Origin of the sequence: Flavihumibacter sp. CACIAM 22H1 (genome assembly GCF_001601815.1) — a bacterium.
GTDB lineage: Bacteria > Bacteroidota > Bacteroidia > Chitinophagales > Chitinophagaceae > Flavihumibacter.
Genome location: NZ_LUKG01000038.1, coordinates 3172 through 26004 on the forward strand (window position 1 = coordinate 3172; position 22833 = coordinate 26004).

Sequence of the window (22833 nt, forward strand, 5' to 3'; positions counted from 1 at the left end):
TTATCCGGCGCTTCAATGGCGCACGATGGCCAAACCCTGCTGCTTTATATGTCGCCCGAAGAAGGTAGTGCCCTCAACGATCTGTTCGTTTGTTTCCTTAAACCAGACGGTACCTGGACCGAACCCAAAAACCTCGGTAAAAAAATAAACGCCCCGGAAACCGATGAAATGACCCCCTATCTGGCCGCGGATGGAGTAACCCTTTATTTCAGCAGTAATCGTATCGGTGGATTAGGAGATAATGATATCTGGAAAACCAAACGGCTCGACGATAGCTGGACCAAATGGTCTGAACCGGAAAACCTGGGCGCTCCCATCAACTCTGCGAACTGGGATGCATTTTTTACCATGGATGCCGGCGGAGAATTTGCTTATCTGACCACCAGCGAAGAAGGCTATGGCGCCAGCGATATTGTACGGGTACGCCTGCTGGAAGAAAAAAAGCCCGATCCTGTTGTAATGGTAACCGGCAATGTATACAATAAAAAAACAGGCGAACCGGTAACGGCCTCCCTCCTCTACGAAACCCTGCCCGATGGGGTGCAGGTTGGCAATGCCTTATCCAGCCCGTTCGACGGGGCTTTCAAAATAGTATTACCCTTTAATCGCAATTACAGCATCCGCGCAACAGCCAATCATTTCTTCTCCATGTCAGAAAACCTGAACCTCGATTCCATGGTACAGGCAGGTTATACCGAAATTCACAAAGACCTTTACCTTGTTCCCATCGAAATCGGACAGACTGTACGGCTGAATAATGTATTCTTTGATTTTGATAAATGGGAACTGCGGAAAGAATCCTTTGTTGAGCTGGATCGGGTTGTAAAACTGCTGGCCGAAAACCCCTCGATCGAAATTGAACTAAGTGCACATACCGATAGCAAAGGATCGGATGATTACAATTATAAACTTAGTGATAACCGGGCCCGCTCGGTAATGGAATACCTGATCAGCAAAGGTATTGCCGCTTCCAGGTTGCGTTCACAGGGTTATGGCGAAACCAAACCCCTTGCCTCGAACGATACCGATGAAGGAAGGCAGCTCAACCGCCGGGTTGAATTTACGATCTTGAAGAATTAACGTAGCTTAGAGATAGGTTAAGGTGAACCATTCATGCTTAAAATAGTGCTATGCGATTCGTAATTCAGACCTTTTTACCCACCTCCTACCAATTGGCCAAACAGCTTATGGTTGGGTTGATCCTGCTTTGTTCTGTTCAGGCCGGAATGGCACAAACGCTTCCGGAAAACTATGATTTTGGACTGGGTATTACCTATGAGATCAGTAGCGGTAAAAACGGCAACCTGCAAAAAGGAGAACAACTGGCTATGTGGTTTTCAAAAGGTGATTATACCGGCATGGAATCGCCTAAGCGGAAAGGGTTTTTTATGGTCATGGATTTGAAAACACAAAAAATGGTCACCCTGCTAACCGATCAGAAAATGGCAATGGTAATGGACCTGGGTAAAATGCAGCAAAGAATGCAGGGCCAGGGAAAAGAAGACAAACAGGCTGCGGTTAAAGTTAGCAAAACAGGAAAGTCTGCAACCATAGCAGGGTATCATTGTATTCAATACCTCGTGGAGAGCGATGATTCCCGCTCCTTGGTATGGATCACCAATGAACTCGGAAACGGCATGGGTAATTTTGCAAAAAGTTTGGCCGCCATGCTCGAAACGGGTCCCAAGCCCATCCGCTTACCATCCATGAGTGGCATGGAAAACGGGGTTATGCTTCGTATGGAAACTACCGACAAAAAATCAGGTAATAGTTCAAATTTTGAAGCCGTGGCTGTTTCCAAAGAGGGCCGCAAACTGGCTACCACCGGTTTTAAAGTAATGGCCATGCCCGGTCAGTAAGCAATTTTCTATACGGCTATCTGAACCGGCAAGGGTAACTGAATCTGTATCTGGTGCGCACCCTCCGGTGTTCTGGTAACCTGTAACTGGCCGCCTTCCGCCTGTGCCATGGAAATTGATTTTTTCAATAGCAATAGTTGAGACGGATCAACCGTAGCATTGGTGCTCGGCTGGTAAACTACGCTTATTTCAATGGATGAATTCAGGGCAATTGATAAAGCCAGTTTACGCACCCGGTAGGTTTTTGTAAGTGGCAAAACAGTTTGTAATAAACGGTAAATCGATAAGCCCGTTTCTGCCGGCAGGTCCTGGTCCTGGATCTGCATCGAGTACGTTAATTCCACATTGCTGTTGAGCGACCATTGCTGCACGTAATCATTGATCAGCAGGGTAGGACTTGCCTGGTATTTATCAGAAGGTTTAATGTAATTACAAAGCAACCTTATTTCATTGATAATATGTTCCAGGTTGTTTTTGCTTTTAGCCAGGAAATCAGCGGCCAGGTCTTTTTCGGTTTCCGCAAATTCAATATAGAGTTTGGTAGCAGCCAGGGTCTGTGCAAAATTTTCATGCAGTTGGTTGGCAATAAAATTTCGTTCTGTTTCTTCTTCCTTTATAGAAAGGCGGTGTAAGGCTTTCTCCGCTTCAATTAATTTGTTGGTATAATTAATCAGCGATTTGTTTTTTCGTTTCAGTTCCAGCAAACGACTTATCTGGTTGGCAATGGTTTGTAAAGACTCCTGCTGAAATTTTGATAAAGCCCTGTTTTGTGCAGAGTCGAGCACACAAACAGCGCCGAGTTTTTGGCCCGATAAACTGCTGATAGGGGCACCTGCATAAAAACTGATATTAGGGTTGCCGGTTACAAAAGGGCTGCTTTGAAAGCGGGCATCGGTACTGGCATCCGAAACAATCAATACCCCGTCTTGTTGTATGGTATGCTGGCAAAAAGATACATCGCGCCCCGTTTGCCGTACCCCCAGGTTTTTGATGGCTTTAAACCATTGCCGGTCTTTGTCGATAAAACTAATGGCCGCCATCGGGCAATTGGTGATCCTGGCAGCCAGTTCAACCAGTTGGGAAAAATCTTCTTCTTCTTCGGTATCCAATATTCCAAAGGAATAGAGGTCGGCAAGTCGCATTTCTTCCCGTAAATCGGGTAATTCGTTTTTCATAGGGTATTTTTTGTGGTACGGCAGATACTGCAATATTAACGGTTGCCTGCTTTTAAAAGTTTGGCAAGGCCTGTCGAAATATTTCTAATGTCGACCAATAGCCGTATTTCTCGGGTAATTGTCATAATTATAGTCAATAGCCTAATTTAGAGAGGAAAAGCAATCCCCTGTATATGACAAAATCGCAATTGGAACAGTTGTTTTCTTCCGAATCTGACCAGCTCGAAAAGCTCAATTCCATGGTGCTGCAATCGGTAGAAGAAGAAAAATTACTTACCGATAAATTAAAAGAACTGGAAGATCAGAACCCAAATTTCCAGGCACGTATTGCGGATAAGGTAGCTGCCTTCGGGGGAAGCTGGCGCTTCATTATCAGCTTCACTTTTTTTATGCTGCTATGGATTGCTGTAAACATTTTTTTATTACACCATCCCTTTGATCCCTACCCCTTTATTTTATTAAACTTATTGCTTTCCACCATCGCCGCATTGCAGGCCCCTGTTATTATGATGAGCCAGAACAGGAAAGAAGAAAAAGACCGGCAAAGGGCCATCAGCGATTATATGATTAACCTGAAATCAGAAATAGAAGTCCGTAACCTTCATAATAAGCTCGACCTCCTGATTACGGAACAGATGAAAACCCTGTTCGAAATTCAAAAATCGCAGATCGAAATGATGGAGAATATGCAGGACCTTTTGATAAAGATCAAAAAGGACCCTGATTAGAGTCAGCTTGCGGGTAAGTGTTTATAGCTAGTTTCGGATTCGAACTATTCCAGGTTATGAATCCAGTACGTACACGAGACCTTAAAAAGGTATTGGAGGCGGTTCATTATCGACCGGCAGTATCTATTGTGCTGGCATTTGATCCAAAAATGGCAGCAAAGGAAGAGCTGTCTGAAACACTGAAAAATACCTGCGACCAGGTAGAAAAATCTCTCTTACGGCAGTATCCGCCTGAACTGGCCCTGTTTCTGTTGCAGCGGCTGAAAAACATATTCCGGCAATTGAACTTCGGTACCCATAAGCGCAGCATTGCCATCTTTCTGTCCCCGGTTTTTGAAAAACTGCTTTACCTCGATATGGAAGTAGTACCCACTATCATTATCGATGATTCCTTTGAGATCCGCGACCTGGTAGCTTGTAAAAAAATACCCCGTCAGTTGCTATTGTTCCAGCTTACAGCGCAGCGGTTGAATGTGTACCTGGGCGAACCCGGAAAATATACCCGTATCCTTTCCACACCTTCCGACCTCAGCCACCCTGCAGGTACCGTACAACTGAACCAGACCCTGGCACAATTAATTTCATCGTACCGGTTACCGGTGTTTATCGGTGGGGCAGCCCCTATACTGGAAGTATGTGCAGCCCTGATCACCGTCCCCCATTCCATTATTGATTTTTTACTGCTGCCGGAAACCGAACCGGATACCGCCCTGCTCGACGATTTGTTTCAACCCTATTACCAGAACTGGTCCTCCCTGCAGCAAACGCTTGTTTTGCACCGGCTTTCCGCGGCCGAAGAAGTGCAACGTCTAACCATCGGCATGTCGGAAGTATGGAAAGAAGCCATGCACCATAACGGTAAATTACTGGTAGTGGAACGCGATTTTTATTTTGACGGCTTTCAACCTCATAACCCTTATTCCTATGTGAAGGATGCAGTGGATGATATCATTGAAAAAGTGCTGGAAGCAGGTGGCGAGGTAGAGTTTGTAGACCCGGGAAAACTAACCGATTTCGGAAGTATTGCCCTGGTTCGTTTTTATTGAACCAATCTTAAATTATTAATTATGCAAGCTCCCTGGATCCGGAGTTTCCGGGAAATCGGACTAGCGGATGTACCCAGCGTTGGCGGTAAAAATGCTTCCCTCGGGGAAATGATCTCTCAACTGGCCGAACAAGGAATTCCGGTTCCGGACGGGTTTGCTACGACGGCCCTCGCCTTTGAGGATTTTTTACGTTTCAATCACCTGCATACAGCGTTGCGGGCATTGTTGGCCGGGTTAGATCATCAGCAGTATACCAACCTTCGAACCATCGGTGCAGCAGCCCGTACCCTGTTATTACAGGCAAGCCTGCCCCCGCACTTTCAAAGGGAATTGCTGCAGGCCTACCACCAACTGGGCAAAGGCCAGCCGATTGCAGTGGCCGTTCGAAGCAGTGCAACAGCAGAGGATCTGCCGGAAGCAAGCTTTGCCGGGCAACACGAATCCTTCCTGAATATCCGGGGAGAAGAAGCCCTGCTGCAGGCAGTACAACGCTGTTTTGCCTCCCTGTATACCGATCGGGCTATCAAGTACCGCGAGGACAATGGTTTTCAACACGAAAAAGTGGCGCTTTCGGTAGGGGTGCAGTTAATGGTTCGATCAGATCTTGCCAGCGCCGGTGTGCTCTTTACCCTGGAGCCGGAATCCGGCTTTCGAGACCTGATTCATATTTCCGGTTTATGGGGCTTGGGCGAAAACATCGTTCAGGGAACCGTTACACCCGACGAATACCTGGTTTTTAAACCCCTGCTCGGAGCCGTATCGCAGCCCATATTGCAGAAAAAACTGGGCGATAAAGAATGGACTATGGTGTTTGCCGATGATCCCCGGCAACCGGTCCAAAACAAGGAAACCCCCGCTTCGCTACGTGCCAGTTTTGTATTGTCCGATCCTGAAATCATTCAATTGGCAACATGGGGCCGCCTGATTGAAGCGCATTACGGCAAACCCATGGATATTGAGTGGGCCAAAGATGGCGTAACACAGGAGCTTTTTATTATACAGGCACGTCCGGAAACGGTGCAGTCGAGAGGCAATCCTTATTTGCTAAAGGAATACCGGTTGAACAAGGAAGGCGCCCGTGTGCTGGTAAGTGGCCAGGCCGTGGGCAATTCCATCGCCACCGGCATTGCGCGTATTTTGAAAGACAGTTCCGAGGCGGATAAGCTGCAACCCGGTGAAATAATTATAACCGATCTGACCAGCCCTGATTGGGACCCGATCCTGAAAAAAGCTGCCGCTATTATCACCAATAAAGGCGGCCGAACCAGCCATGCTTCCATCGTTGCAAGAGAACTGGGGGTTCCGGCAATAGTCGGGTGCGATCAGGCAACCGAACAGATCCGGGATGGCAGCCCTATTACCGTTTCCTGCTGTGAAGGAAAAACCGGGAACGTATACGAAGGGCTACTGACTTATAATTTGCTGGAGCACGATTTCAGCAAGGTAAAAATGCCGGAGAAAACAAAGATGATGTTAATTGCAGGCGATCCGGATAAAGCCTTTCAATTATCGTTTTACCCGAACGACGGAGTGGGATTGCTGCGGATGGAATTCATGATAACACATGCCATAAAAATTCATCCTATGGCCCTGGTGCATTTTGACCGGCTTGATAAAAGTTTACCCGATACCGAAAAGATCATTGCATTAACCAGGGGATATGCCGACAAACGAGCCTATTTCATCGACCAGCTTTCACAGGGTATTGCCGTAATGGCTGCCGCATTTTATCCCAAACCAGTAATTCTGCGGATGAGTGATTTCAAATCCAATGAATACGCCAATCTTTTAGGCGGCGCCGGTTTTGAGCCCCGGGAAGAAAATCCGATGCTTGGTTTCCGGGGAGCAGCCCGCTATTATCATGAGCGGTACCGCGAAGGCTTCCGGCTCGAATGCGAAGCCGTAAAACGTGTTCGGGAAGAAAACGGGCTTACCAATTTAAAACTCATGATCCCTTTTTGCAGAACGGTGGAAGAAGGCGAAAAAGTGATAGCCGTAATGGATTCCTATGGTTTGTCCAGGGGCGTTAACGGGCTGGAAATATACGTGATGGCCGAAATTCCCAGTAATGTATTGCTGGCGGCAGATTTTGCCCGGGTTTTTGACGGCTTTTCCATTGGTTCTAATGATCTTACCCAGCTTACCCTGGGCGTGGATCGGGATTCTGCCCTGGTTAGTTCCCTGTTCAATGAAAACAATCCTGCCGCCCGGCAAATGATCGAATGGGCTATCCGCAATGCCCATGCAGCAGGTCGGCCTATCGGCCTCTGCGGGCAGGCTCCCAGTGATGATCCCACCTTTGCCCGCCTGCTGCTCAATGCCGGTATTGACAGTATTTCCTTTACGCCCGATGCTTTATTAGCAGGTATTGCCAACAGTGTATAGGAGCGAAGAATTCCCCATTTCTGTAATTTATCCCTCAAATAGTTTGAAATGGATTATCTGTACTGATCTAATAAATCAATACATTTGCATCCTTCAATGAATTTGCGGCATGGATTGGAAACAGTTTGAAAAAGTGTCAAAGGCATTGGGCGATCTGAATCGCCTCCGGATCCTCGAAGCCATTTCGAAGAAAAAAGGGGTGCTGGAATGTGCTGCCATTGTACAGCATCTTGATCTTGCCCAGCCCTCTGTCAGTCATCATATTAAAACACTGGTGGAAGCCGGATTGATCGAACCTGAAAAATCCGGTCGCAACTATACGTACATCCTGAATACTGAACTTTTTGAGAAATACTCCAAAAAGCTGAAAACGATTGCCGGTTAGGCAGGCCATAGTAGACGCGTAATAAAATAAAAGATGAGAACAAAGCTAATCTTGCCCGTACTCCTATTGGGGTATTTACAGGGCATTGGACAGGCTGTTCCTGACAGTTTGCCCAAAGAACTGGATTTGGAACAGGCCATTGCATTTTCCCTTAAAAACCAACCCCTGGTACAACAGGCAGAAATTGACCAGAAAATTACAGCGGCGAATATCCGCAGCAGGTTGGCAGACTGGTACCCGCAGGTCAATTTCAATTACAACCTGCAACACAACTTTATTGTACAAACCAATATTATCGGCGGTAACCCGGTAAAACTGGGGGTCGATAATGTATCTGCCCTGCAGTTTACCTTATCGCAAACCCTTTTCAACCGCGATGTTTTATTAGCACGCCGTACAAAAAACGATGTGTTGCAGCAATCGCTTCAATTTACGCAGCAGCAAAAAATTGATGTGGTAGTAGCTGTATCAAAAGCCTATTATGATGTGCTGGCTACCACCCAGCAGGTTAAGGTAGCTGCGGAAAATATTAACCGGATTGAACGGAGCCTGAAAGATGCAAAAAGCCAGTACGATGCGGGTGTAGCCGATAAAACCGATTACAAACGGGCTACTATTGCTTTGAATAATGCCAAAGCATCCAAAACGGCCAATGAAGAAATTCTGAAAGCAAAGCAGGAATACCTGAAATCTTTAATGGGCTATCCGGCGGAAGCACCTGTACAGTTAAGATATGACAGTGCTGCGTTGGAAAACTCGATTACCACACCGGGTTCCGACGCGCCCGATTTAAACAACCGCATAGAGTTTCAATTACTTAATACCCAGTTGAAGCTTCAGGAAGCTAATTTGAAATATAATAAATGGGCCTACCTGCCGAATCTTTCCCTGAATGGCGCATATAATTTAAATTACCTGAACAACGAGTTTGCCAAGTTGTACAATGTAAATTACCCGGCTTCTTTTGCCGGTATCACGCTTGGTTTTCCCATTTTTCAGGGTGGTAAAAGAAAGGCTAATATCGAAGCGGCCAGCTGGCAACTGGAAAGAACCAAGCTCGATTTGCTGAGCTTGAAGAACTCGGTTAATGCCGCCTACTCGCAGGCAATGGCTACCTATAAAAGCACCTATACCAATTACCAGGCACTAAAGGAGAACCTGGAACTGGCCCGGGAAGTATACGATGTAATACAGCTTCAATACCGCAATGGTATTAAAACCTACCTGGAGGTAATCAATGCGGAAACAGACCTGCGTACAGCCACCATCAATTATTATACGGCACTCTATAATGTATTGGCAAGCAGGGTAGACGTGCAAAAAGAACTTGGACAAATCAACTTTTAATTTACTGGTATGAGAAACAGACTATATACAGCAATAATCGGATCAATGATAGTAACTGCCTGTGGACAACAGGCCAAGCAGGCTGGCCCTATGGCTCCTGGTGCCGTAAAAGTAACCCTGGAAGCAGTACAGGAAGCCAGCCCCGTGTATTATGAAGAATTTCCCGCTACCTTAACGGCCCTCGACCAGGTAGAACTAAGGCCGCAGGTAAGTGGCTTTGTTACGGGCATCCATTTTAAAGACGGGCAAAAAGTAAAAAAAGGACAACTCCTTTACAGCATTGATGCACAGTTGTACAATGCTAATTACCAGCAGGCCGTTGCCAACCTGAATGTACAGGAAGCCAACCTGTCTCGTGCACAAAAAGATGCCGACCGTTACCACGAACTACAAAAAAATGATGCGGTAGCCCGTCAGTTGGTTGATAATGCCGATGCGGCCCTTGAAGTGGCAAAAAAACAGGTAGATGCGGCAAAAGCATCTATTTCAGCTGCCCAAACCAGTGTTCGGTATACAAAAGTAATAGCACCCTTTGATGGTGTTATCGGTATTTCCCTGGTAAAACCGGGAGCGCCTGTTTCAGCCGGACAAACACTTTTAAATACCGTGTCTTCCGTAGGCGATGTAGCCGTGGATTTTAACCTGGATCAGTCGCAGATTTATCAATTTACCGCCCTGCTCAATAAGCCCGCCAAGGATTCTATTTTCATCCTCGCCTTCGGGCAGGAGCAATATCCTGTTCCGGGAAAACTGGTGCTGCTGGATCGCGCAGTGGATGCACAAACCGGTACCATTAAAGCAAGGGTAGTATTCCCGAATAAAGAAGAGCGCCTGCGCAGTGGTATGAATGGCACCCTCAAAGTAAAAAACCAGGCCGCGGGTCAATCACTTCTTATTCCTTATAAAGCCGTTACGGAGCAACTCGGGGAGTTCTTTGTTTACCGCAAAACCGACAGCAGTACGGTAACCCAGCAAAAAGTAAAACTGGGTACACAAATCGGTACCGATATCATTATTCGCGAGGGGCTTCAGGCAGGCGATTCGATCGTAACACAAGGTGTGCAAAACCTGCGCGAAGGAGTAAAAATTGAATCCGTTCCTCCCGCAGCGCCCACACCTGGCAAACAATAATTCAGATTCATCAGAAGCAGATAAAGCAGCAGCATGATAGCAGATATATTTATAAAAAGACCCGTCACTGCCATTGTAGTGTCCATCGTGATTGTACTGGTGGGGGTAATTTCACTGATTAATCTACCGGTTGCACAATATCCCGATATTACGCCACCTACTGTATCCATCAGCGGAAACTTTATCGGGGCCGATGCGCAAACGGTAGAACAAACTACTACCACGGCCATCGAAACCCAGGTGAATGGTACGCCTGGTATGACCTATATGACCAGTAACAGTACCGCCAGCGGACAAAGCAGCATTACGGTCAATTTTGAAGTAGGTACAGATATTGACATCGCTACCCTGGATGTACAAAACCGGGTAAGTGTAGCAGAGCCCAGTTTACCCGATGCGGTAAAACGACTGGGACTTACCGTTCGGAAAAGAAACCCCAGTGTAATGATGGTATTGGGTTTCTATTCGCCGAAAGGAACTCACGATGCAACTTTCATCGGTAACTATGTAAACCTTTATGTGAAGGACGCCATCACCCGGGTTAAAGGAGTAGGCGATGTGTTTACCCGGGCCGATGATTTTGCTATGCGCGTTTGGTTAAATCCCGAAAAGCTGGCGGCGCTTAGAATGACTCCCGCTGAAGTTAACCAGGCACTGCAGGAGCAGAACCTGCAGATTGCAGCAGGTACCATAGGCGGTAATCCGCAACCCGAAGTACAGGCATTTGAATATACGATCCTTACCAACAGCCGGCTTACCACGAAAGAGCAGTTTGAAAACATTGTGGTACGTACCCGCCCGGCCGATGGGTCTATTGTATACCTGAGAGATGTGGCACGTGTGGAACTGGGAAAATTTGACTATGGTATCAACGCTATGGTGGAAGGGGGTAAACCAGCTGCCTTCCTGCTCATTTACCAGGCGCCGGGTGCCAATGCCCTCGACACCTATAAAGGCATTAATAAAGCGCTCGATAACCTGCGGGGAACTTTTCCGAAAGATATCGACTATGTAGTTCCGCTCGAAACGGTTACCGTAGTTGAAGCGTCCATCAGCGAAGTATTGCATACCCTGGTTGAAGCATTGATTCTGGTAGTGTTGGTTGTATTCCTTTTCCTGCAAAGCTGGAGGGCAACCTTTATTCCTTTGCTGGCAATTCCGGTATCACTGATCGGTACCTTCATTTTCTTTGGTCCGCTTGGGTTTACGATTAATACGCTTACCTTATTTGCGTTTGTATTGGCAATCGGTATCGTGGTGGATGATGCTATTGTGGTAGTGGAAGCGGTGCAGCACAATATCGATCACGAAAAAATGTCGCCCAAGGAAGCCACCCAGAAAGCGATGAAAGAGATCTCCGGCCCGGTTATCGCCATTGCCTTGATCCTGGCGGCCGTATTTATTCCGGTTGGATTTATACCCGGTATCGTTGGGCGTTTATACCAGCAATTTGCCATCACCATTGCAGTATCGGTATTGATTTCTGCATTTGTAGCTTTGTCGCTGACGCCCGCGCTTTGTACCCTTATGTTACGGCCCTCTAAAGATCCGGATGCAAAGAAAAACCTGTTAGAGAAATTCTTCTTCAACTTCAACAACTGGTTCAATAAAGTAACCCGCGGGTATGCAAAATCGGTGGGCCACTGGATTCGGCGCACGCCCTGGGTATTGGGGATGATGATTGCCTTATTTGTTGGCTTATTTCTCCTCTTTAAAAATAAACCAACCGGGTTTATTCCAACCGAAGACGAAGGCCGAGTGCTGGTAACCTATGAAATGCCGGAGGCAACCTCTACCACGCGCAGTGTTGCCATGGCCAATGAGCTCATCAAACGGATTTCTGCCATCCCGGAATCAAGGGTGGTAGGTGGATTAGCCGGCTTAAACATTATCAGCTTCTCCAATAAATCCAATGCCGGTACCATCTTTGTAAACCTGAAATCATGGGATGCAAGAAAAGAGAAAGGACAGCATGCAACGGATGTAATGAATAAGATCAGGGCAGCAACGGCAGATATTAAAGAAGCGAGAATTCTTGTAATTGCACCGCCTGCTATCCCGGGCCTGGGTGCTACTTCCGGTTTCTCCTTCGAATTGCAACAATCCGGCGGCGCAGACGATGTGAAGAAGTTTGAACAGGTATTGAATGAGTTTGTCGGAAAGCTGAACCAGCGGCCCGAAATCGCCATGGCCTATTCCTTTTTTAATGCCCGTACACCTTCCTATAAAGTAGATGTGGATCGTGATCAGGCAAAAAAAATGGGGGTACTGGTTTCGGATGTATACAGCACCCTGTCGAATTTCCTGGGTAGTAGTTATATCAATGATTTTAACATCTATGGAAGAAATTTCAGGGTGGTAAGCCAGGCTGATAGCAGCTACAGGAGTTCGCTGGCAGGCATCGAAAAGTTTTATGTAAGGAACAGCCAGGGAAATATGATTCCGCTGGGTTCGCTTGTAAAAACGGCGGTGATAGAAACACCCGCAGTGATCAACCACTTTAATATCTTCCGGTCGGCGCAGATCAACGGATCGCCCAAACCGGGTTATAGTAGCGGCCAGGCTATTACCGCGCTGCAGGAAGTGGCAGCTACCCTGCCCGCCGGTTATACCTATGAATTCTCAGGCTTGACCAAGGAAGAAGTAGCGGCCGGAAACCAGCAAACAGTTATCTTCCTGATTTCACTGGTATTTGTATTCCTGTTCCTGGCAGCACTGTACGAAAGCTGGTCAGTACCTTTCTCGGTATTATTTGCAGTTCCGATCGGGGCATTTGGATCCATTCTTACGCTTACGCTCTTGCCCCAGCTGTCGAATAATATTTATGCACAGATCGGCTTGATTACCTTAATTGGTTTGGCGGCTAAAAACGCCATCCTGATTGTTGAATTTGCCAAAGAACGGGTAGATAAAGGAATTGATGTGGTATACGCTACGCTACAGGCCGTGCAACTTCGGTTACGCCCGATTGTTATGACTTCCCTGGCCTTTATACTGGGTGTATTGCCACTGGCTTTTGCATCCGGTGCGGCGGCTGAATCGAGAAGAACCATTGGGTGGACGGTTTTTGGTGGAATGATTGCGGCTACCACGCTGGCCATTTTTGTGGTACCGGTACTATATGTGCTGATCACCAAGTTAACCTATGGTAAAAAACTGAAAGAGATCAAAGCGCAGAAGGAAAGAGAGAATGAGATCGACCAGCATATTGTGGAAAGCGGTATGTGAGCTAACTAAATAAACGAAGGTAAAAGGGGGCTGCGGCCCCCTTTTTGCATGATGCCGGTCAGGTGTTTTACTGATGCAAATCAGCCTGCTTTGTAACAAAGGATACAAAACCGGTGCCGCCGGATGGTCAATTTTGACAGATAAAATTGACCATCATGAAAATCGAGCAAATTTATACGGGATGCCTGGCGGAAGCTGCCTATTATGTAGAAAGTGAAGGCGAAGCACTGATCATTGATCCGCTGCGCGAAACCAAACCTTATATGGATCGGGCAGCAAAAGACAAGGCAGTTATAAAGTATATACTGGAAACGCATTTTCATGCCGATTTTGTAAGTGGCCATCTTGATTTGGCTGCTAAAACAGGCGCTGCTATTGTATTTGGCCCCACTGCAGCGCCCGGTTATCCGGCCTATATTGCTAAAGATGGTGAAGAGCTGAAGCTGGGTAAGCTTACCATCCGGGTACTGCATACGCCCGGCCATACCATGGAGTCTAGCAGCTATCTCCTGCTCGATGAACAGGGAAAGCCAACCGCCCTATTTACGGGCGATACACTTTTTATCGGAGATGTTGGCCGCCCCGACCTGGTACAAAAACTGAAGAAGGAGATCACGCCGGAGTTTTTAGCTGGGCAGTTATTTGATTCGCTGCGTACGAAAATAATGCCCCTGCCCGATGATATAATTGTTTATCCAGGGCATGGAGCCGGCAGTGCCTGTGGTAAAAACATGAGTAAGGAAACAACGGACACATTAGGTAACCAGAAAAAAACCAACTATGCGTTGCAGGCAGATATGCCTAGAGAGGAGTTTATCAAAGAAGTTACCGGGGGCTTGGTAGCCCCGCCCCAGTATTTTCCGCATAATGTACTAATGAATGTATCAGGCGGCCTGAATAGCATTGACCAGATAATCCGAAAAGGCACTACTGCACTGGACCCTACGCAATTTCAACTTGTATGGGAAACTGAGGAAGCCCTGGTAATTGATACCAGGAGTAAAAATGATTTCCCGAAAGCATTTTTACCCGGGGCCATTTTCATAGGGCTGGACGATAATTTTGCACCCTGGGTGGGCACTCTGGTTACCGATCTGAAACAACCTATATTGCTGCTTACGGATGCAGGTAAGGAAGAAGAGGCGGTGATCCGACTGGCAAGAGTGGGCTATGATAATACACTCGGTTATCTGAAAGGCGGAATTACTGCCTGGAAACAAGCCGGTTTCCCGATCGATTCTATTGATGAAATTGATGCGGCAGCATTTGCCAGGATGTATGAAAAGTATCCTTCACTGCAGGTATTGGATGTTCGAAGAGCATCTGAGTATGCGAGTCAGCATATAGAAGGCACCCTGAATTTTCCGCTGGATTTTATTAATTCCAACATGGGTATGCTCGATAAAAATCAAACCTATTATGTGCACTGTGCAGGAGGATACCGGTCGGTAATTACGGCTTCTATTTTAAAGGCCAGGGGCTATCATAAACTGGTAAATATTCAGGGAGGTTTTGCAGCATTGTCCAGGACATCACTTCCAACAACCGCTTACCAGGCCCCTACAACTATGTTATAGCGTTGTTTATTGGCAGTTGGTTATAGCCGCTTTGCTTGGGGTCGGTCCCCGGCAGGCGGCTTTTTAGTGTTTGTCAGCTGGCTGTGTGACTACCATCACTAATAATGGCAGTACGATGTTTCATATTTGTGCTCAAATACAAATGACATGGAAATTGTGGGATACATTGCTTCGTTGGTGATTGGAATATCGCTCGGCCTAATAGGTGGTGGCGGTTCTATTCTTACGGTGCCGGTGCTGGTTTACCTGTTTCGGGTGCAACCGGTTGTTGCTACGGCCTATTCCTTGTTTATTGTTGGTTCTACCAGCCTGGTAGGAAGTTTTCCCAAATACAAGGAAAATGAAATTAACCTGAAAACGGCCTTGATTTTTGGGGTTCCGTCTATTTTGGCGGTATATGCTACGCGGGCTTTTTTGGTACCGGCAATTCCGGATGAATTGTTTACAATCGGGGGCATGGTATTTACGAAGTCGATCCTGATGATGTTGTTATTTGCGGTGCTGATGGTGGTAGCGTCTGTTTCCATGATCCGTAGTAAAGATGCGTTGGCGGAAGAAGAGGAGGTGGTGGAACAGCGGTTTAATTACCCGGTTATTTTGTTGGAAGGAGTAGTGGTGGGTATGTTAACAGGGCTGGTGGGTGCGGGTGGAGGTTTCCTGATTATCCCGGCCTTGGTATTGCTGAGTAAGTTGCCGATGAAGCAGGCGATCGGAACCTCCTTATTGATTATTGCTGCCAAGTCGCTGATAGGATTTACCGGCGATTTACGCAATGCGTCGATGGACTGGACCTTATTATTAAGTGTAACGGGCCTTGCTATTATTGGTATTTTTATTGGCAATAAGCTCAGCAAAAAAATAGCGGCTTCCAGCCTTAAAAAAGGGTTTGGTTGGTTTGTGCTGGTTATGGGTATTTACATAATTGTGAAGGAATTGTTTCTCTAAAGACGTCAGACACATGTTAGACATGTGTCTGACACCTCTCTAACACTGTACTAACATGTATCTGACACCTAAAGGAAATTGGTTCCCGGTTTTACTGCTGCTGGCAGTTGCCGCAGTGGTAACCTGGAAACTGGAGGAAGCATCGCTGAAACAGGTGAAACAACAAGCCCATCCAGCCCTGCCCCTGAACTGGCAAGCTCCCAGCTTATACCTCGATTATAAACTCGAAGGCCCCGAAAGAGAACAAGTCATCTACGGCGAAGAACTGATCACCCACACCTCCCGCTATTTCGGCCCAACCGGCTCCATCGCACCCCTTACCAACGGCATGAATTGCCAAAACTGCCACCTCGACGCAGGTACCCGCACCTGGGGAAATAATTACGGCGCAGTAGCCGCTACCTATCCAAAATTTCGCGATCGCAGCGGAACCCTTGAAACCATCGCTAAAAGAGTAAACGACTGCTTCGAACGAAGCCTCAACGGCAGCCCCATCGATACCGCCGGAAAAGAAATGCAAGCCATTGTCTCTTACATCAAATGGATTGGACAGGATGTTCCCAAAGGCACCAAACCCGAAGGCTCAGGTATTCGCGAACTAAACTACCTCACCCGCGCCGCAGACCCCCAAAAAGGAAAAATTCTCTACCAGTCTAGCTGCCAGTCCTGCCACGGCGCCAGCGGCGAAGGCCTGCTTTCCCCCAATGGAAATGAATATGCATACCCGCCCTTATGGGGGCCCCATAGTTATAATACCGGCGCCGGTCTTTACAGGTTGTCAAGATTCGCTGGTTATATCAAAGACAATATGCCGTTTAATCAGTCCTCTCATCAATCACCCGCACTTACCGATGAAGCAGCCTGGGACCTGGCCGCCTTCGTTAACTCACAACCCCGGCCCGGCAAAGACCTGCAGAAAGACTGGCCCGATATCTCCAAAAAACCCATTGATCATCCCTTCGGACCTTATGCCGACGGATTTTCAGAAAAACAGCATAAATACGGCCCCTTTGATCCTATTATTGCTGCCAGAAAATCGGCCGCCCAAAAGAAAAACTAATTGATAATATTACGCCATGCCAATCCCTTCTTCCACCCCCTGCAATTGTAGCGCCTGTTCAGGGAAAGATCTGCCGCAGGCAGAAAAAATACTGCACTTGCAGATCAGTGAAAATAGCCGCCGAGATTTTCTGCGAAATGCCGGTCGGCTTGGCCTGGGCCTTGGCATCGGCGGCGGCTTACTGGCATCTCCCATGGCGCTGTCTGCCAATAACCCCAACGAAGCAATCGATAAACTGAACGAAATTGACCGCAATAAAGCAGTACTAACAGGAAAGGCTAACCGATTTACAATCTTGCATACGGCCGATATTCATGCCCAGCTACTGGTACACGATGAATTTTTCATAGAAAAAGGCCAACCGGTCTATAAAAAACGAGGCGGACTGGCTACGCTTAAAACCATGATCAATTCACTCCGCCAGCAGCAGCCCGCAACTACCCTCGTAATTGATGGAGGCGATTGCTTCCAGGGAAGCGGTGTAGCCGCCCTTACAGAAGGCAGGGCCATTGTTCCGCTCATGAATAATATTGGGTATGATATCATGCTGCCCGGTAACTGGGAAGTGGTCTATGGCAAAGAACGGATGATGAAAGATATGTTTGCCTACGATGGCGTTAAAGTTTGTGCCAATATGTTTCATGCAACCCAGGATGAGCTGAATGGCGACCTGATCTTTCCTCCTTATTTTGTAAAACATATAGGCAACCTCAAAATAGGGTTTATCGGTTATAACGATCCGCTTACGCCCAAACGACAATCACCGGCCTATAGCAACGGTATCAACTTTACGGCCCCCGAAAAAAACCTGGCCAAATATATACGGCTTCTCAAAGAATATGAACAGTGCGATATGGTATTCCTCCTAACGCATATGGGATTAGCCCAGCAGATCGGCTTGTCTAATATGCAGGCGGCAAAAGGCGCAGATTATATCCTGGGTGCTGATACGCATGAACGGGTGCGTCAACCCATCCAGGGTATTCATGCCAAAGTAACAGAACCCGGTGCATTTGGTTCCTTCCTGGCCAGGCTCGATTTTGTAGTGGAAGCGGGAATTATCAAAGACCAATCCTACCAGTTGCTGGATGTGGACCCGGAAAAATACCCGGAAGATCCTGAAATGAAACGAATGATCGAAGCCGCGCGGGCACCCTATAAAAAAATCCTGCACCGCGTAATCGGACAAACCAAAACACCCCTGGTCCGGTACTATGTTATTGAAACGCCCATGGATAATTTTATCACAGATGCTATTATGTGGAAGTTTAAACCCGATATAGCACTGAGTAATGGTTTCCGTTTTTGTCCACCCCTGGTACCCGACCCAAAAACCGGGAAAGCTGATATAACTATGGATTATCTCTGGAATATGCTACCGGTAGACAGTGAGGCAAAACGGGGCATTATTACCGGCGAACAACTCTGGAACTGGATGGAAAAAGAATTGCACAATGCATTTGCCAAAGACCCCGCTAAACGTTTCGGTGGCTGGGTGGTTCGGTTTCAGGGCATGCAGGTCAATTTCACCATCGCTAATGAACAGGGCCAACGCATAAACTGGATAAAGGTTGGCGGCCAGCCACTGGATAAATCAGCCTCCTACAGTTTCGTGGCCTGCGAACGCGAAGGCGATCCTGATACCACTATCTGCCGGGTAGAAGGGGTAAAAGAACCTACCCGGCTCGGTGCTACCCTGCATAGTGTACTCCAGGAATACCTGGCCCTTCATTCCCCTATTGCACCCAAACTGGAAGGACGTTGTACCGCTACCGATGCGCCTAATTCACTATTAACCCAACTAATGGGCTATGGTTACGAGTTTCGGTAAAGTTTTAGCAGGATGATTTGCAAAACTGCGCCTAAGCACCTATTTTACCAGCCGGAAATAGTTCCGTTCATAAAAATTACCTCCCCTTGAAAAAGCTCCAGTACTTTTTTTATGGATTAGCCATTGTATTTCTATTATTCCAGTTGCTTGCCTACCTCAGTCTGTTCAACCGCGAGCTGCCTGAAATGGAAATGGCAGAAAAAGCAGGCTATTTATTGGGTATGCATTTCCCGCTTATTCTGGCAGCTATTTTCTATGGAATTGCCCTTATGCTGAAAAAGAAACTGCGAAAAAATGCCCTAAAACATATGATCCATGACCTGGCTTCCGATCTGCAGGAAAAAAAATAATGCTACCGGTATGAAACTCATCTGCCTATCGCTTTTCGGGCTGCTTTTCTGCGCCCCCGTCTTTTCACAATCCAAACCATTTGTGCTGGGGCTTATTGAAGAATTGAATTCTTCGATCCTTTCGGAAAAAAGAACCGTAAATATCTACCTGCCCGATGGCTATAATGAAAAGGATACTACCCATTACCCGGTTATTTACCTGTTGGATGGAGCGGCCGATGAAGACTTTATTCATATTTCCGGGTTGGTACAGTTTAGTTCTTTTGAATGGGTGAACAGGGTTCCAAAATCTATTGTGGTGGGCATTACATCGGCAGACCGCAGGCGCGATTTTACCAGTGCTACCAAGGTTGAAGAACAACGGAAAAATTTTCCTTCCTCCGGGGGATCGCAGTTTTTTATTGATTTTCTTGAAAAAGAACTGCAACCCTTTATCCAGAAAAAATTCAAAACCACTGCATCCAAAACCCTGATTGGCCAATCCTTTGGCGGATTGCTGGCTACAGAAATTCTGCTTAAACGACCGGGCCTGTTCAACCGGTATATCATTGTGAGCCCAAGTTTGTGGTGGAACAACGCCGATTTACTGAACTACCCGGTTAATGCCCTGCAGGCAGCCGCAAAAAACCCGCTTAGCATTTATATTGGTGTAGGAAAAGAGGGACTTACACCCGGCCAGAATCCCCGTGTTATGGAAGTGGATGCCAATTTGCTGGCAGAAAAAATAAAGGCCATCCGTGCTTCGCAGATCCGCTTGTATTTTGATTACCTGCCTGCAGAAAATCATGGTTCCATCCTGCATCAGGCAGTTAGTAATGCATTTATCAGCTTCGCGCACTAATTCAGGCAGCTTTCTTTTTGGTACCCAGTGTAAGCAATACTATGGTTAACAGAATGCAGGCTGTACCCAGCCAATCTATGCCGCCAAACGGAACATCAAGCCAGCCCACTGCTACCGCTGCTGCTGCCAGTGGTTCCACGCAACATAACAGACTGGCCGTAGGCGCGCCAATTAGTGAAACCGCCCGCAGGAAAAAATAAAAAGCGATGACCGTACCGAATACAATTATACAGGCAAATGCCAGCCAGGTTTCCCAATTCCAGTGGCCCGTTACCTGCCAGGGTTTGGCCATGAGTGAAAAAACTATTCCGCCGATTAACATGCCCCAACCGGTAACGGTAGCTGCGGAATAGGTTCGCAATAACTGAACAGGTTGTATGGTATAAAAAGCCAGCGTAAAAGCCGAGAGTAACCCCCAGAATAACGCAGCTTCAGAAATAACCAGTTGATCAAAGCTTCCATGTGTAACCAGTAAGAAAGTGCCGCCGAGCGCTAAAAACAAGGAAGCGTATTCTAACAGAATCGGCCAACGCCGGTGTTTGATGGCATAAAAAGCTACTACCAGCAAGGGGCCAATATATTGCAATACGGTTGCCGTAGCGGCATTGGAAAGTTTAATGCTGTAGAAATAGGTGAACTGAACGGCTACCATTCCCAGTATACTAAATACCAGCAGTGCTGCCAGGTCGGCGGGTTGCTTCCAGATTCGCAGGGCATCCGATTTAGGTTGGGCCATGGCATATACTACCAATATACTACCGGCTAAGAGCAAACGCCAGCAAACCAGCCAGGCCGGATCCACTCCCTTTTGTTCAAATAAGTATTGTGCGCAGGTACCAGAAATACCCCAAAAAATGGCGGCGAATAACGCCATTAAAAAACCTGGTACCTGTTGGTGTTTTGCCATATGAGTCGCAAAATTAAGCAATACAAAGGCCCGATGGTTTAGCTTGTTTGCAGTATCTCTGCTGTAAGTTCATAGGACCGCAGGCGATCCTCTAAATGAAACAAATTAGTTGTTATCATCAGTTCCGATACCCCGGTTGATTCCAGGAATTTCCGGATCTTTTCCTGTACGGTTTTACGGCTGCCGATAAAGCTGTATTTCAGAAAAGACTGCATGGCCGGGTGTTCCCGAACGGCGCGGAGTTCCTCATTCATTTCCACCGGCGGCTGCAGGTAATCGATCTGTCCGGTCATAACCCCCACTATCATCTTCAGGTAGGAAGTGGATAATCGCTCGGCCGCTTCGTCGGTATCTGCTGCAATCACATTTACACAGGCAATGGTATAGGGTTTCTCCGCCTGGGCCGATGGCTGAAATCGCTGCTTATAAATAGCAAGTGCTTCCGGTAATTGGATGCTTGCAAAATGGCTTGCAAAAGCATAAGGTAACCCCTTTGCAGCTGCAAGATGCGCACTATCGGTACTGGAACCCAGTATATACAGGGGCATTTCCACACCTTCCGCTACACCTACCCGTAGTTTAGCCCCCGCGTTGGCAGTCGAAAAATAAGTCTGTATCTGGGTTATTTCTTCGGGAAACTTATAAATGGATTGCATCCTGTCTGAACGAATGGCCTGTGCAGTCAACTGATCGGTGCCTGGTGCCCTGCCCAATCCAAGATCAATCCGGTTCGGAAACAATTGACCTAAGGTGCCAAACTGTTCCGCCACAATAAAGGGCGAATGGTTGGGTAACATAATTCCGCCTGAACCTACCCGGATATGCCGGGTGCCCGCCGCAATATGCCCAATCAATACCACAGTAGCCGAACTGGCTACACTGATCATATTATGGTGTTCAGCCAGCCAAAACCTGGTGTAACCCCATTTTTCAGCCTGCTGCGCCAGTACAAGGCTGTTCTTAAATGCATCAGCGGGGGTGGCGTCTTTGGCTACTACGGCCAACTCCAGGATCGAATACGGAACTGCTTTCATGACCGGCAAAGATACAACTCAATCTTCCAGCACTAATACAAATCCTGCCCCTGGGGGCAGGGGTATGGAGGCCGGTACCTGGCCCGATAAAATGGTTTGATCAAATAAACTGCCCGCAGTACCATCGCGCAGTAACAGGCCCGATCGAAAGATCCAGTGCTTCGGGTTTAGCCGTATAGTTTTTATTGCGGAGCTGCCATTGATGCCGGCTATATACCATTTCTTCCCTGATTTGCGGGCAAGTACAATATATTCTCCCGGGTAGCCATCCAACCATCGCATATCCTCCCAGCTGTCTGGTAAGTCATGTAAGAAATCCTGTACATAAGCAGGCACTTTTTCCATGCCTTCCGGCGATTCTGCATAATGCTGGATACCCGACCAGAATACCACTGATAAAGCCAGCTCAAAAGCACTGCTCGTTTTTCGTTGAACCTGGGTGGGAATTTTATACAAATTCATGGGCGTAAAATCCATCGGGTCAAAAACATTCCTGGTATAAGGAAGCATGCTGCAATGGGCGGCCTGCTGATCGGCCGCATCCTGCCCGAAAGTGACCATTTCAAAGCCTTTTACAGCTTCGGCGGTAACCAGGTGCGGATAGGTCCTTTGCCAGCCGCGGGGCAGGGTGGCGCCATGAAAGTTCACCAGTAATTGAAAATCAGCAGCATCCTTTAAAATAGCATGGTAATACGCTATCATGGATTGTCCGTCGCCTCCAAAGAAATCGATCTTAACGCCTTTAATACCAAGTTGCTGAAGCCGGCTGAATTCAGCCCGCCTGCTTTCGGTGGTTAATATCCTGTCTTTGGGATGATAGGGCGTTGTATTCCAGCTACCGGCTGAGTTGTACCAGAGGATGAGCCCCACATTTTTACTGCGGGCATAATTGGCCAGCAATGCAATGCTGTCGTAACCGATTTTAGTATCCCAGTTCACATCTACCAGGCAGTATTCCCAACCCATACGGGCCAGTGTGTGCGTGGTCGGCGTCTCTCAAGGCA

19 protein-coding genes are annotated in these 22833 nt (G+C 47.2%); 15 read left to right on the forward strand and 4 right to left on the reverse strand.

Going from position 1 to position 22833, the window contains the following annotated elements:
- Window positions 1-1080: OmpA family protein (locus A1D16_RS11805; protein ID WP_290709686.1), on the forward strand; the 1080-nt coding region annotated here is incomplete at its 5' end.
- Window positions 1081-1130: 50 nt separating this feature from the next.
- Window positions 1131-1859 (forward strand): DUF4412 domain-containing protein, encoded by a 729-nt coding sequence (locus tag A1D16_RS11810; RefSeq protein ID WP_290709688.1) that lies wholly within the window; start codon window positions 1131-1133, stop codon window positions 1857-1859.
- A gap of 8 nt (window positions 1860-1867) precedes the next feature.
- Here the strand turns inward: A1D16_RS11810 and A1D16_RS11815 are convergent, their stop codons facing one another.
- Window positions 1868-3034 carry a GAF domain-containing sensor histidine kinase gene (locus A1D16_RS11815; RefSeq protein ID WP_290709690.1) on the reverse strand — a complete coding sequence of 389 codons (1167 nt, stop codon included), beginning with the start codon at window positions 3032-3034 and terminating at the stop codon, window positions 1868-1870.
- Window positions 3035-3207: 173 nt separating this feature from the next.
- On the opposite strand from A1D16_RS11815, the gene A1D16_RS11820 reads away from it, so the two are divergent.
- From A1D16_RS11820 to A1D16_RS11880, 13 genes are all read left to right on the forward strand, one after another.
- Window positions 3208-3762, forward strand: a complete 555-nt coding sequence (locus A1D16_RS11820; RefSeq protein WP_290709692.1) for a DUF1003 domain-containing protein — start codon at window positions 3208-3210, stop codon at window positions 3760-3762.
- A 56-nt stretch (window positions 3763-3818) separates the two neighbouring features.
- A complete protein-coding gene (locus tag A1D16_RS11825) occupies window positions 3819-4808 on the forward strand; it encodes a hypothetical protein (protein ID WP_290709694.1) in 990 nt (329 codons plus the stop codon).
- Window positions 4809-4829: 21 nt separating this feature from the next.
- On the forward strand, window positions 4830-7193 hold the full coding sequence (ppsA, locus tag A1D16_RS11830; RefSeq protein ID WP_290709696.1) for a phosphoenolpyruvate synthase: 2364 nt from the start codon (window positions 4830-4832) through the stop codon (window positions 7191-7193).
- A gap of 109 nt (window positions 7194-7302) precedes the next feature.
- A complete protein-coding gene (locus tag A1D16_RS11835; RefSeq protein ID WP_290709698.1) occupies window positions 7303-7578 on the forward strand; it encodes a metalloregulator ArsR/SmtB family transcription factor in 276 nt (91 codons plus the stop codon).
- A gap of 33 nt (window positions 7579-7611) precedes the next feature.
- The gene (locus A1D16_RS11840) at window positions 7612-8925 is read left to right on the forward strand and encodes a TolC family protein (RefSeq protein ID WP_290709700.1); all 1314 of its coding nucleotides are present in this window, start codon (window positions 7612-7614) and stop codon (window positions 8923-8925) included.
- A 9-nt stretch (window positions 8926-8934) separates the two neighbouring features.
- Window positions 8935-10056 (forward strand): efflux RND transporter periplasmic adaptor subunit, encoded by a 1122-nt coding sequence (locus A1D16_RS11845; protein ID WP_290709702.1) that lies wholly within the window; start codon window positions 8935-8937, stop codon window positions 10054-10056.
- Between the two features lie 33 nt (window positions 10057-10089).
- Window positions 10090-13284, forward strand: a complete 3195-nt coding sequence (locus A1D16_RS11850; protein WP_290709704.1) for a multidrug efflux RND transporter permease subunit — start codon at window positions 10090-10092, stop codon at window positions 13282-13284.
- Between the two features lie 155 nt (window positions 13285-13439).
- Window positions 13440-14861, forward strand: coding sequence for an MBL fold metallo-hydrolase (locus tag A1D16_RS11855; RefSeq protein ID WP_290709706.1), 1422 nt, complete (start codon window positions 13440-13442; stop codon window positions 14859-14861).
- Between the two features lie 147 nt (window positions 14862-15008).
- Window positions 15009-15806, forward strand: a complete 798-nt coding sequence (locus tag A1D16_RS11860) for a sulfite exporter TauE/SafE family protein (protein WP_290709708.1) — start codon at window positions 15009-15011, stop codon at window positions 15804-15806.
- A 55-nt stretch (window positions 15807-15861) separates the two neighbouring features.
- Window positions 15862-16866, forward strand: coding sequence for a c-type cytochrome (locus A1D16_RS11865; RefSeq protein WP_290709710.1), 1005 nt, complete (start codon window positions 15862-15864; stop codon window positions 16864-16866).
- 16 nt (window positions 16867-16882) lie between these two features.
- The gene (locus A1D16_RS11870) at window positions 16883-18697 is read left to right on the forward strand and encodes a bifunctional metallophosphatase/5'-nucleotidase (protein WP_290709712.1); all 1815 of its coding nucleotides are present in this window, start codon (window positions 16883-16885) and stop codon (window positions 18695-18697) included.
- An 86-nt stretch (window positions 18698-18783) separates the two neighbouring features.
- Entirely contained in the window at window positions 18784-19047 is a 264-nt protein-coding gene (locus A1D16_RS11875; protein ID WP_290709714.1) for a hypothetical protein, read from the forward strand.
- A 10-nt stretch (window positions 19048-19057) separates the two neighbouring features.
- Entirely contained in the window at window positions 19058-19888 is an 831-nt protein-coding gene (locus tag A1D16_RS11880) for an alpha/beta hydrolase-fold protein (RefSeq protein WP_290709716.1), read from the forward strand.
- A gap of 1 nt (window position 19889) precedes the next feature.
- On the opposite strand, the gene A1D16_RS11885 is transcribed toward A1D16_RS11880, so the two are convergent.
- From A1D16_RS11885 to A1D16_RS11895, 3 genes are read right to left on the reverse strand one after another with little or no spacing between them, the layout of a single operon-like run.
- Window positions 19890-20795, reverse strand: a complete 906-nt coding sequence (locus tag A1D16_RS11885; RefSeq protein ID WP_290709718.1) for an EamA family transporter — start codon at window positions 20793-20795, stop codon at window positions 19890-19892.
- Between the two features lie 38 nt (window positions 20796-20833).
- Window positions 20834-21829: an LLM class flavin-dependent oxidoreductase gene (locus A1D16_RS11890; RefSeq protein ID WP_290709720.1), complete on the reverse strand. Its 996-nt coding sequence runs from the start codon at window positions 21827-21829 to the stop codon at window positions 20834-20836.
- Window positions 21830-21847: 18 nt separating this feature from the next.
- A complete protein-coding gene (locus A1D16_RS11895; RefSeq protein ID WP_290709722.1) occupies window positions 21848-22795 on the reverse strand; it encodes a glycoside hydrolase family 97 catalytic domain-containing protein in 948 nt (315 codons plus the stop codon).
- Between the last annotated feature and the right edge of the window lie 38 nt (window positions 22796-22833).

What these genes read in the sequence shown, in the direction of transcription:
- A1D16_RS11820 (WP_290709692.1), top strand. Translation starts at nt 3,208, where the DNA reads ATGACAAAATCGCAATTGGAACAGTTGTTTTCTTCCGAATCTGACCAG.
- A1D16_RS11890 (WP_290709720.1), bottom strand. Translation starts at nt 21,829, where the DNA reads ATGAAAGCAGTTCCGTATTCGATCCTGGAGTTGGCCGTAGTAGCCAAA.
- A1D16_RS11840 (WP_290709700.1), top strand. Translation starts at nt 7,612, where the DNA reads ATGAGAACAAAGCTAATCTTGCCCGTACTCCTATTGGGGTATTTACAG.
- A1D16_RS11885 (WP_290709718.1), bottom strand. Translation starts at nt 20,795, where the DNA reads ATGGCAAAACACCAACAGGTACCAGGTTTTTTAATGGCGTTATTCGCC.
- A1D16_RS11880 (WP_290709716.1), top strand. Translation starts at nt 19,058, where the DNA reads ATGAAACTCATCTGCCTATCGCTTTTCGGGCTGCTTTTCTGCGCCCCC.
- A1D16_RS11860 (WP_290709708.1), top strand. Translation starts at nt 15,009, where the DNA reads ATGGAAATTGTGGGATACATTGCTTCGTTGGTGATTGGAATATCGCTC.
- A1D16_RS11850 (WP_290709704.1), top strand. Translation starts at nt 10,090, where the DNA reads ATGATAGCAGATATATTTATAAAAAGACCCGTCACTGCCATTGTAGTG.
- A1D16_RS11810 (WP_290709688.1), top strand. Translation starts at nt 1,131, where the DNA reads ATGCGATTCGTAATTCAGACCTTTTTACCCACCTCCTACCAATTGGCC.
- A1D16_RS11845 (WP_290709702.1), top strand. Translation starts at nt 8,935, where the DNA reads ATGAGAAACAGACTATATACAGCAATAATCGGATCAATGATAGTAACT.
- A1D16_RS11855 (WP_290709706.1), top strand. Translation starts at nt 13,440, where the DNA reads ATGAAAATCGAGCAAATTTATACGGGATGCCTGGCGGAAGCTGCCTAT.
- A1D16_RS11865 (WP_290709710.1), top strand. Translation starts at nt 15,862, where the DNA reads ATGTATCTGACACCTAAAGGAAATTGGTTCCCGGTTTTACTGCTGCTG.
- ppsA (WP_290709696.1), top strand. Translation starts at nt 4,830, where the DNA reads ATGCAAGCTCCCTGGATCCGGAGTTTCCGGGAAATCGGACTAGCGGAT.
- A1D16_RS11815 (WP_290709690.1), bottom strand. Translation starts at nt 3,034, where the DNA reads ATGAAAAACGAATTACCCGATTTACGGGAAGAAATGCGACTTGCCGAC.
- A1D16_RS11835 (WP_290709698.1), top strand. Translation starts at nt 7,303, where the DNA reads ATGGATTGGAAACAGTTTGAAAAAGTGTCAAAGGCATTGGGCGATCTG.
- A1D16_RS11895 (WP_290709722.1), bottom strand. Translation starts at nt 22,795, where the DNA reads ATGGGTTGGGAATACTGCCTGGTAGATGTGAACTGGGATACTAAAATC.
- A1D16_RS11825 (WP_290709694.1), top strand. Translation starts at nt 3,819, where the DNA reads ATGAATCCAGTACGTACACGAGACCTTAAAAAGGTATTGGAGGCGGTT.
- A1D16_RS11870 (WP_290709712.1), top strand. Translation starts at nt 16,883, where the DNA reads ATGCCAATCCCTTCTTCCACCCCCTGCAATTGTAGCGCCTGTTCAGGG.